The following is a 13,474-nucleotide window of genomic DNA, read 5'->3' on the forward strand; positions in this document are numbered from 1 at the left end:
TCATGATCAGCGGCTCAGAGGTCCTGCCCGAGAGGAGACCGGACGGTGTCGGTGTGCGTGGCGATCCTGCGGGCCAAGCCCGAACACGCGGACGAGGTGGAGGCGACGCTTCGCGACATCGTCGCCGCCACCCGGGACGAGGAGGGAGCCGTGGCCTTCGTGCTCCATCGACAGGGCCCCGCCACGTTCGTCATCTACGAGAAGTACGTGGACGAGGCGGCGCGTGAGGCCCACTTCGCGATGCCGTACGTCTCGGGTTTCGTGGCCCGGTTCGGAGAGCTGCTCGTCGCCGAGCCCCAGATCGAGTTCGCCGAGGAGCTGGCCGGCTTCACCCGGTGAGGCGGGCCGCGACGTCCCTGATGAGTCCGGAGGCGCCCTCGGTGACGGGCTCGCCGTGGCCGAAGCAGGCGATCTCGGCGTCGAGAGTCGCCTGCCGTGCGAGCGAGGCGACCGCACCGGCCGGGTCGGCGTTGAACACGCCGAGGATGACCTGCCCGTCGGGGGCGCGGGCGACGGTGTCACCGGTGAACAGCACGCCCGGCCCGGGCAGGTGCACGGCGAGGCTGCCGGGAGTGTGACCGGGCACGGCCAGCACCTGCGCCCCGCCGCCGAAGTCCAGCGTGTCGCCGTCGCCCAGTTCGCGGTCCACGCGCACGGGCGGCGCGGGCACGTGCGGCATGTCCGCGTGGACCGCGTCCCACAGCTCCCGCTCCCATCCGGACAGGACCGGCGGAGGTCCGGCCGCCTCGCCCCGGACGAAGCGCGCGTCGTCGCGGTGGGCGTACACGGTGACGTCACCCCAGGAGGCGATGTCGGCGGCCGAGCCGGTGTGGTCCTCGTGGAAGTGCGTCAGCACCAGGCGCCGTACGTCGGACGGCGAGTGCCCGAGCGAACGGACGGCGTCCGCGATGAGCGGCGCGGAGCCGGGAATCCCGGAGTCGATCAGGGTCAGCCCGTCGGAATCGCGCCACAGGTAGACGTGCCCGACGGGAAACCGCAGGAAATACAGGCTGGGAAGCAGTTCGACCAGATCCATGTGGCGACGTTAGGGCCGCCCGGCCGGCCATCGGCGCGATCTTCGCCGGTAGCGGATCCGCCAGGAGCGGAAGCCGGGTTGCGTGCGTGAAACTTTCCTCGCCCAGGGCTGGTGGCGAGTGTCCGGGAGTCACATCGTTTGACCCGAATTCGCGGCGATTCCTACGGTCGGCGGGACCACCTAGGAGGACGTGATGACATCCCGGCTGAGACCCGTCTGGATACCGGCGCTCGTGGCGCTGCTCGCCGTGGCGCTGGGCGCCGTCTCCATCGCCGGCCGCGGGGTCGCGCGGGCGGCTGACGCCCCCTACAAGGATCCGAGCCTTCCGGTCGCGGCGCGGGTGGACGACCTGCTGTCCAGGATGTCGCTTGACGACAAGGTCGGGCAGATGACCCAGGCCGACCGGTCGGCCCTGACGACGATCTCCGACGTGGCGACGTACCGGCTGGGCTCGATCCTGTCCGGCGGCGGCTCGGCGCCCTCCCCCAACACCCCGTCGTCCTGGGCCGACATGTACGACAACTTCCAGCGGCAGGCGCTGTCCGCCCCGCTCGGCATTCCGATGATCTACGGAATCGACGCGGTGCACGGGAACAACAACGTCGTCGGCGCCACGATCTTCCCGCACAACATCGGGCTCGGGGCGACCCGCGACCCCGATCTGGTGGAGCGAGTCGGGCGTGCGACGGCCGAGGAGGTGGCGGGCACCGGGATCGACTGGACCTTCGCGCCCTGCCTGTGCGTGGCCCGCAACGACCGCTGGGGCCGCACGTACGAGTCCTTCAGCGAGGACCCGCAGCTCGTCACGCAGATGACGACGATCGTGGACGGCTTCCAGAAGGCCGGGAACGCCTCCATCCTCGCCACCGCCAAGCACTACGTGGGCGACGGCGGCACCACGGGCGGCAAGGACCAGGGCAACACCGAGCTCAGCGAGGCCGACCTGCGGGCCATCCACCTCGCGCCGTTCAAGGCCGCCGTGCAGCGCGGCGTGGGCTCCGTCATGGTGTCCTACAGCTCCTGGAACGGCGTGAAGATGCACGGCAACAAGTACCTGATCACCGACGTGCTGAAGGGCGAGCTGGGCTTCACCGGCTTCGTGGTCACCGACTGGGCGGGCATCGACCAGCTCGACGGCCAGACCGGCTTCACGGCCAGCGAGATCACCACGGCGATCAACGCGGGCGTCGACATGGTGATGGTGCCGACCGACTACAAGAGGTTCATCTCACTGCTGAAGTCGGAGGTCCAGGCGGGCCGGATCGCGACGTCGCGGATCGACGACGCCAACCGGCGCATCCTGACCAAGAAGTTCGAGCTGGGGCTGTTCGAGAGGCCGCTGACCGACCGGTCCTACACCTCCACCGTGGGCGGCGCCGCACACCGCGCCCTCGCCCGCGAGGCCGTACGCGAGTCGCTGGTGCTGTTGAAGAACGCGGGCAACGTGCTCCCGCTCGGGAAGAGCGGCGGCAAGATCTTCGTGGCGGGCAAGAGCGCCGACGACATCGGCAACCAGAGCGGCGGCTGGACGATCAGCTGGCAGGGCTCGTCCGGCAACACCACCACCGGCACGACGATCCTGCAGGGCATCCGCGACGCCGTCGGCTCCGGCACCCAGGTCACCTACAACCGCGACGGCAGCGGCATCGACTCCTCCTACCGCGCGGCGATCGCCGTCGTGGGCGAGACGCCGTACGCGGAGGGGCAGGGCGACCGGCCCGGGTCGATGGGCCTCGACTCCACCGACCTGGCCACGCTGCAGCGGCTCAAGGCGTCCGGCGTGCCGCTGGTCGTGGTGCTCGTCTCCGGCCGGCCGCTCGACATCGCCGGCCAGATCGACCAGTGGAACGCGCTGGTGGCGGCGTGGCTGCCGGGCACCGAGGGGCGCGGCGTGGCCGACGTGCTGTTCGGCGACTACGCACCGGCCGGGAAGCTGCCGATGACGTGGCCGCGCAGCGCCGACCAGGAGCCGATCAACACCGGGGACGGCAAGCAGGCGCTGTTCGAGTACGGCTTCGGGCTGACCTACACGGGCTCCAGCCCGTCCCCCTCCCCATCGCCCTCAGCGTCCCCCTCGCCATCCCCGTCCCCGTCGCCTTCTCCGTCGCCTTCTCCGTCCCCCAGCCCCTCGCCCAGCGCCAGCCCGTCGCCCTTGCCTGGCGGGTGCGTGGTGACGTACAAGGTGAACGACTGGGGCAGCGGGTTCACCGCCGACGTGACGATCACCAACAGGTCGTCGAGCCCGGTCAACGGCTGGCGGCTCCAGTGGACCTACGCCGGCGACCAGAAGGTCACCGGCTACTGGAACTCGACGATCACCCAGTCGGGCCGGCAGGTCACCGCGTCCAACGCCACCTGGAACGGAACCATCGGCGCGGGCGGCGGCACGGCGAGCTTCGGCTTCCAGGGGTCCTACAGCGGCGCCAACCCCGCCCCCACCGCGTTCACCCTGAACGGGACGGCCTGCACGACCGGATGACCACGCGCCGGTGGGGGCGGGGACGGAACGTCTGGGCTCAGAACGTCTGGGCCAGCGCCACCCCCGCCCCCGCGGTGAACAGGACGATGCCGACCGTGAGGAAGATGCCGCCGAGGAGCGCGCCGCTCCCGGCCGCGCTGTCGATGCGGATCCGCGTCGGCCTGGCCGGGTCGTACAGCACCGTGACCTCCTCACCCGGCCGCGCGGGCGGCGGGTTGCTCCCGTAGGTGGTCTCGGCCTCGACCTGCTGGCCGTAGACGGTCGTGAAACGAATGGTCGGGTAGTACGAGGTTCCGTCGTCGGACCGGCTCGCCCGCAGTCCGACGACCAGGCCGCGGCTGCGCTGCGCCCGGCGGCGGAACTCCCGGGCGTTCATGGTGATGCCGCCGCCGATGAGGCCGAAGACGAGCCCGAGCCCCGAAAGGATCAGTGTGATGAGAGCGGTTTGTGACACGATCGGACCTTAGGACCCCACGCTTGCGATCGGCTTGCACCGTTCCCAAACCGCGACGCGCGTACGGATCAGGGGCGCATCCGCATGAGCGTCTCGGCCACGTCGACGACCGGCTCGCCGAGGTCGAAACGGCTGAACAGGTGGATCTGCTCGCCCGCGTCGATCTCCAGCAGCTCGGTCGTCAGGCCGTAACGGCGGTGGGAGTCCACCCGGATGCGGTCCACGTCGTTCCAGGAGATGCGTTCCCGGCCGGAGAGCCCGGTGACGACCAGCCCGTCCTCCCCCGCCGCGAGCCGCACCGGCGCGACCAGGTCGCGGCCGGTCAGCAGGCCGAAACCAACGGTGGCCACGCCGGCGAGGAAGAGCTGCGCGCCGTCGCCGGCGATCGCCAGCACACCGCACAGCATCGTGCCGACGGCCTTCAGCGCAACGATCCCGCGCGGCACCCGCCATTCGTGCCGCGGCTCCTCAACTCCCGCCATCGAGGCAGCGTAACGAATGCGAGGTCCTCTCGCGGCTCCTTCCCGGCCCCTCACGCCGTGCGGCGGCGGCCCGGCCGCACGGCCGCCGCCGTCTCCGCCTGTGGCGTCTCGCTCTGTGTCGTCCCGTCTTGTGTCGTCTCGTCCTACGGCGTCTCGTCCTCTATGTGCATCGCCTGCTCCTCCGCCGTGTAGCCGCCGAAATCCGGCCCCACGTCCTCGGCGATCATGTCCTTCTCGGTGTCCACGCCCATGCCGCCGTCCGGATCGACGAGCCGGCCGGCCTGGCCGGGCTCCGCGGCGCCGGCGCCGTACCTCTCGTACGGCTGGTCGCCGCTCTCGCCGAGGACGTCGGCCTCGGCTCCCGAGGAGTAGGCCAGTTCGTCCTCGGAGAAGTCGAGCAGCTCGTCGTCGGCCTCGCCGGCCTTCTCCTCACGACGGCCACCCGCCGTGCCCGGCTCCGTGCCGAACCGGACGTCCACGTCGGGGACCTCGCGGGAGAGGCGACGGCGGAGGGACTCGCCCTCGCGCATCTCGTTGGGCGTGGTGCCGTACTCGTCGAGGCCCAGGGGCCGGTCGCCGGGCAGCGGCATCTCCTGCGGGTCTTCGGCCCACTGCTGCTCGGGCGTGCCCTCCTGCAGGTCCGGAATGCCTTCGTCCTCGAACCGCGAACGCGGGTCGGGCTGTGGTTTGTTCTCTCTCATACCGGCCCCATGCCCCGCCGTACGGCCCTTAGGCAGGTCAGGTGACGGGGACGATCTCGGCCCGCCGCAGCACGCCGCTCTCGACGTCGAGTATTCCGACGGTGCCGTGCGGCTGACGGCGGCGGTCGGTGGGCGAGCCGGGGTTGAACACCCGCACCCCGTCGCCGGTCAGATCCATGGGGATGTGCGAGTGGCCGAAGACGACCAGGTCGGCCTCGGGGAAGCGGCGCCCCATGCGCGCGGTCCGTCCGGCGGCCTGTCCGCTGTCGTGGATCATCGCCACCCGGAGCCCGCCGAGGTCGAGTTCGAGCGTCTCGGGGGCGCCCCAGGCCGCGACGTCCTGGCCGTCGTTGTTGCCGAGCACCGCGTGGACCGGAGCGTACGCCGACAGCTCCACCAGGACGTCGGCGGTGCAGACGTCGCCGGCGTGCAGGATCAGGTCCGCCCCCCGCAGGTGCTCGGCGACCGCGGGCGGGCAGGACTTCCAGCGCCGGGGAGCATGGGTGTCCGCGAGCACGACGACCTTCACCGTTCCATCTTCCCCGCGGAGAAGAGGTGCCAAATCACATATTCGGGGAATAGAGATCCACGACCCGCACGACCCTCATGTCCTGCACCCCTACACCGGTCTCCCCCGGCCGGTCCCGCTTGGGAGGAACGATGAGCAGGCAGATCGCCGACGGCTACCAGGCCCCCACCCTGTCCGAGCTCGAGGCGCGCGTACGCGGGCTGGAGACTCAGGTCGCCCACCTGACCGAGCTGGTCAAGACGCTGTCCGGCCAGAGCAGGGAGAGCCGCTGACGGCGGCCCGTCCGGCAGCGAGGCGCCCCAGACGACGGCGTCCCCGCCAGGACAGACCTGACGGGGACGCTGACGCCGGCGTGGGCCTCGCTACGCGCGACGCGCGGAGGCGGCGACGGTCCGGACCTGCCGGTCCACGCCCCGGCCCGCGGCGCGCCCGTTCACGTGTCCGTTGCCGGACGCGTTGACGAGCGCTATCCCGGACGCGTTGACGGGCGATATCCCGGACGCGTCCGCATCCGTGCCCGCCGGGACGGGTTTCGCCCGCCCATAGGACTCGCGCCCGGTGCTCACCGCCATCGCACCCAGCCAAACGAGGGTCGCGATCGCGATGACCACCACGGCTCCGAGCACCAGCACCGCCACCGCCGCCAGGGAGACCACGGCTCCCAGCAGCTCCACCATTTAGATTCCTCCAGAGGTCGACCCCGATTACGGCACTCCGGTGGCCGGCGGAAGATCACCTGCCACGTAGAGGAACGGAAATTGCCGGTTATTGGTGCCTTGCCCCGTTTGGATGGCCCTCATACCTTACTGATCGGCTAGCGGGGGCCGACCCATGGGCAGGCCGTCGAGCCTGCGCAGGATCACGCCCTCCCGCAGCGCCCACGGGCAGATCTCCAGCACCGGCAGCTCGAACAGGTCCATCGCGGCGTCCGCGACGACCGCGCCGGCGAGAAGCTGGGCGGCCCGCCCCGCGGACACGCCGGGAAGCTCCGCCCGGCGGGCCGCCGGCATCGTGGCCAGCCGGGCCGTCCACTCGACCAGGTCCTCGTGCGTCAGCGTCCGCTTGACGTACGGGCCCTCGCTGGACGACGCCGCCCCCGCGATGCGTGCGAGCTGGCGGAAGGTCTTGGACGTGGCGACCGCGTGGTCCGGCCTGCCGTACCTGGCGACCGCCCCGACCGTCCGCGCGATCTCGGTGCGTACGTGCCTCCGCAGGACGCGGACCTCTTCGGGATCGGGCGGGTCGGCGGTGAACCAGTCGCGGGTGAGCCGTCCCGCGCCGAGCGGGAGGGAGACGGCGACGTCGGGCTCCTCGTCGATGCCGGAGGCGATCTCCAGCGACCCGCCCCCGATGTCGGTCACCAGCAGCCGCCCCGAGGACCAGCCGAACCAGCGGCGGACGGCCAGGAACGTCAGCCTGGCCTCGTCGTCCCCCGACAGCACCTGGATGTCCACCCGGGTGTCGGCCTTGATCTGGGCCAGCACGTCCTCGCCGTTGACCGCGTCGCGGACCGCCGAGGTGGCGAAGGCGACCAGGTCCTCCACGCCCTTGTCCTCGGCGATGCGGGCCGCTTCGCGCACGAAGGCCCCCAGTCGCGCCGCGCCCTCCTCACTGAGCCTGTCGCCGTCGACGAGATGCTCGGCCAGCCGCAGCTCCTCCTTGTGGGAGAACGCGGGCAGAGGCCGGGCACCCTGATGCGCGTCCATCACCAGCAGGTGCACCGTGTTGGAACCGACGTCCAGGACTCCGAGTCGCATGCCCCGACGCTACCGCCCGCCGGGGAAAGATCCACCGCCCCTCCCGGCCCTCGGACTCACATGGGGCTCACTCCGTCGCGACGTCCACGACGCCCTCGGCCACGGTCAGGCAGCGATGCGCGGTCAGCGCGGGGATGCCGAGACTCGCTCTCATACCGGCTCTGAGCCGCCGGGTCCGTGACGCTATTCCGGTTCGGCCCTTTCCGCTCGGGTAGTTGCAGGCCGATCGGGCGAGGGGGTGCGGTGGAATGAGCGTCAGGCAGAGGTACGGGGGCCTGTCCGGTGGAAGGGCCGGTGACAGGCTCGGCGGCACGGGAGGCGGCTGGTCGAGGGACTGGTCGGGAAGCTGGGCCAGAGGCTGGGCGGGGGGCCGCTTCGGCCGGCATTACGGACGCAGGGGCAGGCGCCTGCGGGCCACGGCCAGGGAGGCCTTCGGCTGGCAGCAGCTGCGCCCGGGCCAGCAGGAGGCGATGGAGCTCCTGCTCGCGGGGCGCGACGTGCTGCTGGTGATGCCGACCGGCGGCGGCAAGTCGGCCGTCTACCAGGTGCCCGGCTTGCTCCTGGAGGGCCCGACGGTCATCGTCTCGCCGCTCATCGCCCTGCAGCGCGACCAGGTCATGAGCCTGCTCAAGGCGGGGGCCGCGGGCGCGGTGGCGGTCAACTCGGCCGGCTCGGTCGAGGCGGGGCTCGACCAGGTCACCGCGGGCGACGCCGAGTACGTGTTCCTGTCGCCGGAGCAGCTCGCCAAGCCCGAGGTGGTCGAGCGGCTGGCCCAGGCCCGGCCCTCCCTGATCGCGGTGGACGAGGCGCACTGCGTCTCCACCTGGGGCCACGACTTCCGGCCGGAGTATCTGCGGCTCGGCAAGGTCATCGAGCGTCTGGGCCATCCCCCGGTGATCGCGATGACGGCCACGGCCGCGCCGACCGTGCGCGAGGAGATCGTCGAGTCGCTCGGCCTGATCGGGGCCCAGCAGATCGTGCGGGGATTCGACCGGCCCAACCTGCATCTCGAGGTCCACCGGTTCACGAGCGACGACGACAAGCGCAGGGCCCTGGCCGACCACGCCGCCGGGCTGGACGGCGTGGGGCTGGTCTACGTGGCGACGCGGCGCCAGGCCGAGGAGTACGCCGACCTGCTGAAGGAGCGCGGCCGCCGGGCCGAGGCGTACCACGCGGGGATGAAGGCGAAGGAACGCCGCCGCATCCACGAGCGGTTCCAGGACGACGACCTCGACACCGTCGTGGCGACCTCGGCCTTCGGGATGGGCATCGACAAGCACGACGTGCGCTACGTGCTGCACGCCGCGCCCCCCGAGTCGCTCGACGCGTACTACCAGGAGATCGGCCGGGCGGGCCGGGACGGCAACCCGGCCGAGACCGTGCTGTTCTACCGGCCCGAGGACCTGGGGCTGCGCAAGTTCTTCGCCTCGGGCCGCGCGGACGAGGCCCTGATGCGGCGCGTCGCGACGCTGGTCCACGAGCACGGCGGGGAGGTGGCCGCCGCCGACCTGCGCGAGCTCCTCGACATCGGGACCGCCAGGCTGACCTCGCACGTCAACCTGCTGGAACGGGCGGGCGCGGTCGAGGTCAGCCACGGTGGCTCCCTGCACTACGCGCCGGACGGCCCGCCGCCGGACGAGGCCGCCGCCCGCGCGGTGGAGATCGACGATCTCCGGCACCGGATGGAGGACTCCCGGCTGGAGATGATGCGCGGCTACGCGGAGACGACCGGCTGCCGGCGCCGCTTCCTGCTGGAGTACTTCGGCGAGCCGTACGAGCGGTCGTGCGGCGACTGCGACACCTGCCGCTCGGGGACGGCGACCCCGCCGGAGACCGGCGACGGGCGGTTCCCCATGCACGCAAACGTACGGCACGCCGAGTGGGGACACGGGATCGTGATGAGCCGCGAGCAGGACCGGATCACCGTGCTGTTCGACTCCGTGGGATACAAGACGCTGGCGCTCGGCCTGGTCGACGAGCTGCTCCAAGTGGTCTGACGGAGCACGAGAAGCACCCGCCCGGCTGGGCAATCATTACTGTTCGTGTCCTTCGCACCACTTGCAGTGGTTTCACCCTGTGTTGAGACTCGTAGGCGGAGGTCGTGAGTTCGGGGGTGGTACCGGTGCGGGAGGCAATCAGCACCAGGGAGACGTGGCCGTTCGAGTGCCTGCACTGCCTGCGCGTCTGGGAGGAGGAGTACGTCGTCCGCCGCGCGCGCGACGAGCAGGGCATCGACGTCGTGGTGTGGACGCGGGACGACGTGGCCGTCCAGCCGCCCTGGTCCGGGATGACCTGCCCAGGATGCGGCTGCGGGACCGTGACCACGTTCCCGACCGGCTACCTGGCCCACCATCCGGAGATCACGCTGGGCCGGCCCGCGTTGAAGGCCCCGGCCGGCGAGACGCCCGCCCGGGGCGCGCCGTTCGCGTCGCACGCGCTGCTCACCCTCGCGCTCCTGCTGCTGACCGGCGCCGGTCTGTACGAGCGGCTCCACGTCCGCTGAGCACGCGCCCGGGCCGCGGCGTCCTCCGGCGGAGGTCGGTGGAGGTCGACCGGCACCGCTTCCACGTCGCTCGACTTGTACGGGTAGCGTTCGCCGGCGTTGCTCCGCACCGACTGCTCGTATCGCGTCTCCGCCAGATCGCGGCTCGGATAGTCGATGACCCGCCAGTCCCCGCCCGACTCACGGATCCTTTCGAGCACGAAGCGCACGGCGTCGTCGAACGGATCGCGGTATTCGGTCAGGGTGATGGCTCCCTCGAACAGGGAGTGCGTCTCCGTGCGGCGCAACGTCATGCCGCCGTGAAAGGCGCGTCGCGCAATTCCCACCGCATCGCGGGCCGGAATCGCAGCGTGTCCGCGTCGAGCGGCATACCGGGATCCATATGCGCGACAAGGACGATAAGTCCATCGTCCTTTCTCCTCCAATGGCCGGGCGGAAGATTCGATGGCGGTAGCATCCGACATCGCGGCCCGCACGGGTTGTCCACAGGTGGAGCGAGGGGGCCCGGCGGATCCGGCAGAATGAGAGCCTCCGGAGAGGGTGGCCCCCGGAGAGGGCGGACTCGGAAGAAGGCGGATCAGGATCGTGACCACGTCCATTCAGCAGCGGATCGCCGAAGAGCTCGGCGTGCGCGAGAGTCAGGTCACCGCGGCCGTCGACCTGCTCGACGGCGGGGCGACGGTGCCGTTCATCGCCCGTTACCGCAAGGAGGCCACAGGGGCGCTCGACGACGCCCAGCTGCGCACGCTGGAGGAGCGGCTGCGCTACCTGCGCGAGCTGGAGGAGCGGCGGACCGCCATCCTCGACTCGATCCGCTCGCAGGGCAAGCTCGACGAGGCCCTGGAAGCGCGGATCATGGAGGCCGACTCGAAGGCCCGGCTGGAGGACATCTACCTGCCCTTCAAGCCCAAGCGCCGCACCAAGGCGCAGATCGCCAGGGAGCTGGGGCTGGAGCCGCTGGCGGACGCGCTGCTCGCCGACCCGTCGCTGGACCCCCAGGCGACCGCCGAGGGGTACGTGCGCGAGGGCGTGGCCGACGCCGCCGGTGCGCTGGAGGGCGCCAGGGCCATCCTGGTCGAGCGTTTCGCCGAGGACGCCGACCTCATCGGCGACCTGCGGGAACGGATGTGGTCCCGCGGGCGGCTGATCTCCCAGGTGCGGGAGGACAAGCAGGAGTCCGGGGCCAAGTTCTCCGACTACTTCGACTTCTTCGAGCCCTTCACCCGCCTGCCCTCGCACCGCATCCTCGCGATGTTCCGGGGCGAGAAGGAGGAGGTGCTCACGCTCACCCTCGACCCGGAGGCCGAGGAGCCGAACGACTACGAGGCGCGGATCGCCCGGCGCTTCGGCATCGCCGACCTCGGCCGCCCGGCCGACAAGTGGCTGCTCGACACCGTGCGCTGGGCCTGGCGGACCCGCGTTCTCGTGCATCTGGGCATCGATCTGCGCACCCGGTTGTGGCAAGCGGCCGAGGAGGAGGCCGTGCGCGTGTTCGCGGCCAACCTGCGCGACCTGCTACTCGCCGCCCCCGCCGGGGCGAGGCCGACCATGGGCCTCGACCCGGGGCTGCGCACCGGCGTGAAGGTCGCGGTCGTGGACGGCACCGGCAAGGTCGTGGCCACCGAGACGATCTATCCGCACGAGCCCAAGCGGCAGTGGGACCAGTCGCTCGCGGTGCTGGCCCGGCTGGCGGCCGAGCACAAGGTGGAGCTGATCGCCATCGGCAACGGCACCGCGTCGCGGGAGACCGACAAGCTCGCCGGCGAGCTGGTCAAGCACATGCCGCACGTCACCAAGATCGTGGTCTCGGAGGCCGGGGCCTCGGTGTACTCCGCGTCGGCCTACGCCTCGCAGGAGCTGCCGGGCCTGGACGTCTCGCTGCGTGGCGCGGTGTCGATCGCGCGGCGTCTGCAGGACCCGCTGGCCGAGCTGGTGAAGATCGACCCCAAGTCCATCGGCGTCGGCCAGTACCAGCACGACGTGTCCGAGCTGAAGCTGTCGCGCTCGCTCGACGCGGTGGTGGAGGACTGCGTGAACGCGGTGGGCGTGGACGTCAACACCGCGTCCCCCCCGCTGCTGACCCGCGTCTCCGGCATCGGCGCCGGACTGGCGGAGAACATCGTCGCGCACCGTGACGCCAACGGGCCGTTCCGCTCGCGGACCGGGCTGAAGGAGGTGCCGCGGCTCGGCCCGAAGGCGTTCGAGCAGTGCGCGGGCTTCCTGCGGATCCCCGGCGGTGACGACCCGCTCGACGCCTCCAGCGTGCACCCGGAGGCCTACCCGGTGGTGCGCCGCATCCTCGACTTCACCAAGGGCGACCTGCGCACGCTGATCGGTAACACCTCGGCGCTCCGCTCGCTGAAGCCGTCGGAGTTCGTCGACGACACCTTCGGCCTGCCGACCGTCACCGACATCCTCAAGGAACTGGAGAAGCCGGGCCGCGACCCCCGCCCGGCGTTCAAGACCGCCACCTTCAAGGAGGGCGTCGAGAAGCCGTCCGACCTGTCGCCCGGCATGATCCTGGAGGGCGTCGTCACCAACGTGGCCGCGTTCGGGGCGTTCGTCGACGTCGGCGTGCACCAGGACGGCCTGGTCCACGTGTCCGCGATGTCCAACTCCTTCGTGAAGGACCCCCGCGAGGTGGTCAAGCCCGGCGACATCGTCCGGGTCAAGGTGCTCGACGTGGACCTCCAGCGCAAGCGCATCTCGCTCACGCTACGTCTGGACGACGAGACGGCGGGCAACGGCCGCAGGGGCGGGCCGAACGGCGAGGCCCGCGACGACCGGCAGGCCGGCCGCCGCGGCCAGCCGCGCCAGAACCCGTCCCGCCAGAACCCGTCCCGCCAAGACCAGGGCGGCCAGAACCAGGGGGGCCAGAACCAGGGCGGCAGGGGCGGGTCGGGCCGCGGCAACGGCCGGGGCTCGAGCGGCGCGCCGGTGGGCGGGGCCATGGCCGAGGCCCTACGCCGGGCGGGTCTGGCCGATCCCGGCTCCGGTGACCGCCGCTCCCGCTGACGGTCCCACTCGATCCGGCCTCTCTGGCCCGGCGCCGCCTTCGGCGCGCCGGGCCCGCGTCCGCCGGCGACGGAAAATGCCCCGCGAGGCGATACGCGGGGCACAGGGTTGATCAGGCACGATGGACGGTCATTGGGTCACTGCTGCTGCTGTTGCTGCTGCTGACCCCCACGGCCGTGCTGTTGCTGTTGCTGCTGTTGTTGCTGACCGCCGCGGCCCTGTTGCTGCTGTTGCTGTTGTTGCTGCTGCGGTAACCTCTCCCGGTGGTGGCGGTGGTGACGGTGATGGTGGTGCCTGCCGCGGCAGCTGCCTCCCGGGCAGTCCCCCGTGGTGGACGGCCGGATGACCTGCTCGGTCGTGCCGGCGGCGTTGGCGGGCTGCGTCTGCATCGCGACAGGGACGACGAGGGCCGAAGCCGTCATGACGGCAGCAGCCAATGCTTCTTTGAACATGGGTATCCCTCCGTCGGCTCCGTGACGAGAAAGCGGACGACATCCGAATTCACGGAGCTCGAATCG

General features: G+C 71.3%; 14 protein-coding genes. 6 read left to right on the plus strand and 8 right to left on the minus strand.

Going from position 1 to position 13,474, the window contains the following annotated elements; all coding sequences use genetic code 11:
• The first annotated feature begins 45 nt into the window (after nucleotides 1-45).
• A complete protein-coding gene (locus tag QSK36_RS32810) occupies nucleotides 46-339 on the plus strand; it encodes a putative quinol monooxygenase (RefSeq protein WP_285785055.1) in 294 nt (97 codons plus the stop codon).
• Here QSK36_RS32810 and QSK36_RS32815 read toward each other — a convergent pair.
• Nucleotides 329-1,036 (minus strand): MBL fold metallo-hydrolase, encoded by a 708-nt coding sequence (locus QSK36_RS32815; RefSeq protein ID WP_285785056.1) that lies wholly within the window; start codon nucleotides 1,034-1,036, stop codon nucleotides 329-331. The two genes, QSK36_RS32810 and QSK36_RS32815, sit on opposite strands and share 11 nt — an antisense overlap.
• A 193-nt stretch (nucleotides 1,037-1,229) precedes the next feature.
• Here QSK36_RS32815 and QSK36_RS32820 point away from each other — a divergent pair, with 193 nt between their 5' ends.
• Nucleotides 1,230-3,515 (plus strand): glycoside hydrolase family 3 N-terminal domain-containing protein, encoded by a 2,286-nt coding sequence (locus tag QSK36_RS32820; protein WP_285785057.1) that lies wholly within the window; start codon nucleotides 1,230-1,232, stop codon nucleotides 3,513-3,515.
• A gap of 37 nt (nucleotides 3,516-3,552) precedes the next feature.
• Here the strand turns inward: QSK36_RS32820 and QSK36_RS32825 are convergent, their stop codons facing one another.
• The 4 genes from QSK36_RS32825 to QSK36_RS32840 all read right to left on the minus strand — a co-directional run bounded on the left by QSK36_RS32825 (nucleotide 3,553) and on the right by QSK36_RS32840 (nucleotide 5,681).
• The gene (locus QSK36_RS32825; protein ID WP_183532742.1) at nucleotides 3,553-3,969 is read right to left on the minus strand and encodes a DUF3592 domain-containing protein; all 417 of its coding nucleotides are present in this window, start codon (nucleotides 3,967-3,969) and stop codon (nucleotides 3,553-3,555) included.
• Between the two features lie 68 nt (nucleotides 3,970-4,037).
• Entirely contained in the window at nucleotides 4,038-4,451 is a 414-nt protein-coding gene (locus tag QSK36_RS32830) for a PH domain-containing protein (RefSeq protein WP_285785058.1), read from the minus strand.
• A 143-nt stretch (nucleotides 4,452-4,594) separates the two neighbouring features.
• The gene (locus tag QSK36_RS32835; protein WP_285785059.1) at nucleotides 4,595-5,152 is read right to left on the minus strand and encodes a DUF5709 domain-containing protein; all 558 of its coding nucleotides are present in this window, start codon (nucleotides 5,150-5,152) and stop codon (nucleotides 4,595-4,597) included.
• A 37-nt stretch (nucleotides 5,153-5,189) separates the two neighbouring features.
• Complete coding sequence (locus QSK36_RS32840; RefSeq protein WP_183532748.1) at nucleotides 5,190-5,681, minus strand: metallophosphoesterase family protein; 492 nt, start codon at nucleotides 5,679-5,681, stop codon at nucleotides 5,190-5,192.
• 131 nt (nucleotides 5,682-5,812) lie between these two features.
• Between QSK36_RS32840 and QSK36_RS32845 the strand changes: the two genes are divergently transcribed.
• On the plus strand, nucleotides 5,813-5,953 hold the full coding sequence (locus QSK36_RS32845; protein WP_161628093.1) for a hypothetical protein: 141 nt from the start codon (nucleotides 5,813-5,815) through the stop codon (nucleotides 5,951-5,953).
• Nucleotides 5,954-6,043: 90 nt separating this feature from the next.
• Here QSK36_RS32845 and QSK36_RS32850 read toward each other — a convergent pair whose 3' ends face one another.
• Both QSK36_RS32850 and QSK36_RS32855 read right to left on the minus strand, forming a co-directional pair.
• Nucleotides 6,044-6,358, minus strand: coding sequence for a hypothetical protein (locus QSK36_RS32850; protein ID WP_183532750.1), 315 nt, complete (start codon nucleotides 6,356-6,358; stop codon nucleotides 6,044-6,046).
• Nucleotides 6,359-6,484: 126 nt separating this feature from the next.
• Entirely contained in the window at nucleotides 6,485-7,438 is a 954-nt protein-coding gene (locus QSK36_RS32855; protein ID WP_183532752.1) for a Ppx/GppA family phosphatase, read from the minus strand.
• A gap of 248 nt (nucleotides 7,439-7,686) precedes the next feature.
• Here QSK36_RS32855 and QSK36_RS32860 point away from each other — a divergent pair, with 248 nt between their 5' ends.
• The 3 genes from QSK36_RS32860 (at nucleotide 7,687) to QSK36_RS32870 (ending at nucleotide 12,956) form a co-directional block, all read left to right on the plus strand.
• On the plus strand, nucleotides 7,687-9,435 hold the full coding sequence (locus QSK36_RS32860; RefSeq protein ID WP_285785060.1) for a RecQ family ATP-dependent DNA helicase: 1,749 nt from the start codon (nucleotides 7,687-7,689) through the stop codon (nucleotides 9,433-9,435).
• Nucleotides 9,436-9,560: 125 nt separating this feature from the next.
• Complete coding sequence (locus QSK36_RS32865) at nucleotides 9,561-9,941, plus strand: hypothetical protein (RefSeq protein ID WP_183532756.1); 381 nt, start codon at nucleotides 9,561-9,563, stop codon at nucleotides 9,939-9,941.
• 585 nt (nucleotides 9,942-10,526) lie between these two features.
• Nucleotides 10,527-12,956 (plus strand): Tex family protein, encoded by a 2,430-nt coding sequence (locus tag QSK36_RS32870; RefSeq protein ID WP_285785061.1) that lies wholly within the window; start codon nucleotides 10,527-10,529, stop codon nucleotides 12,954-12,956.
• A gap of 137 nt (nucleotides 12,957-13,093) precedes the next feature.
• On the opposite strand, the gene QSK36_RS32875 is transcribed toward QSK36_RS32870, so the two are convergent.
• Entirely contained in the window at nucleotides 13,094-13,408 is a 315-nt protein-coding gene (locus QSK36_RS32875; protein WP_183532760.1) for a hypothetical protein, read from the minus strand.
• Between the last annotated feature and the right edge of the window lie 66 nt (nucleotides 13,409-13,474).

Source organism: Microbispora sp. NBRC 16548 (assembly GCF_030268985.1).
GTDB classification, from domain to species: Bacteria; Actinomycetota; Actinomycetes; order Streptosporangiales; family Streptosporangiaceae; genus Microbispora; species Microbispora catharanthi.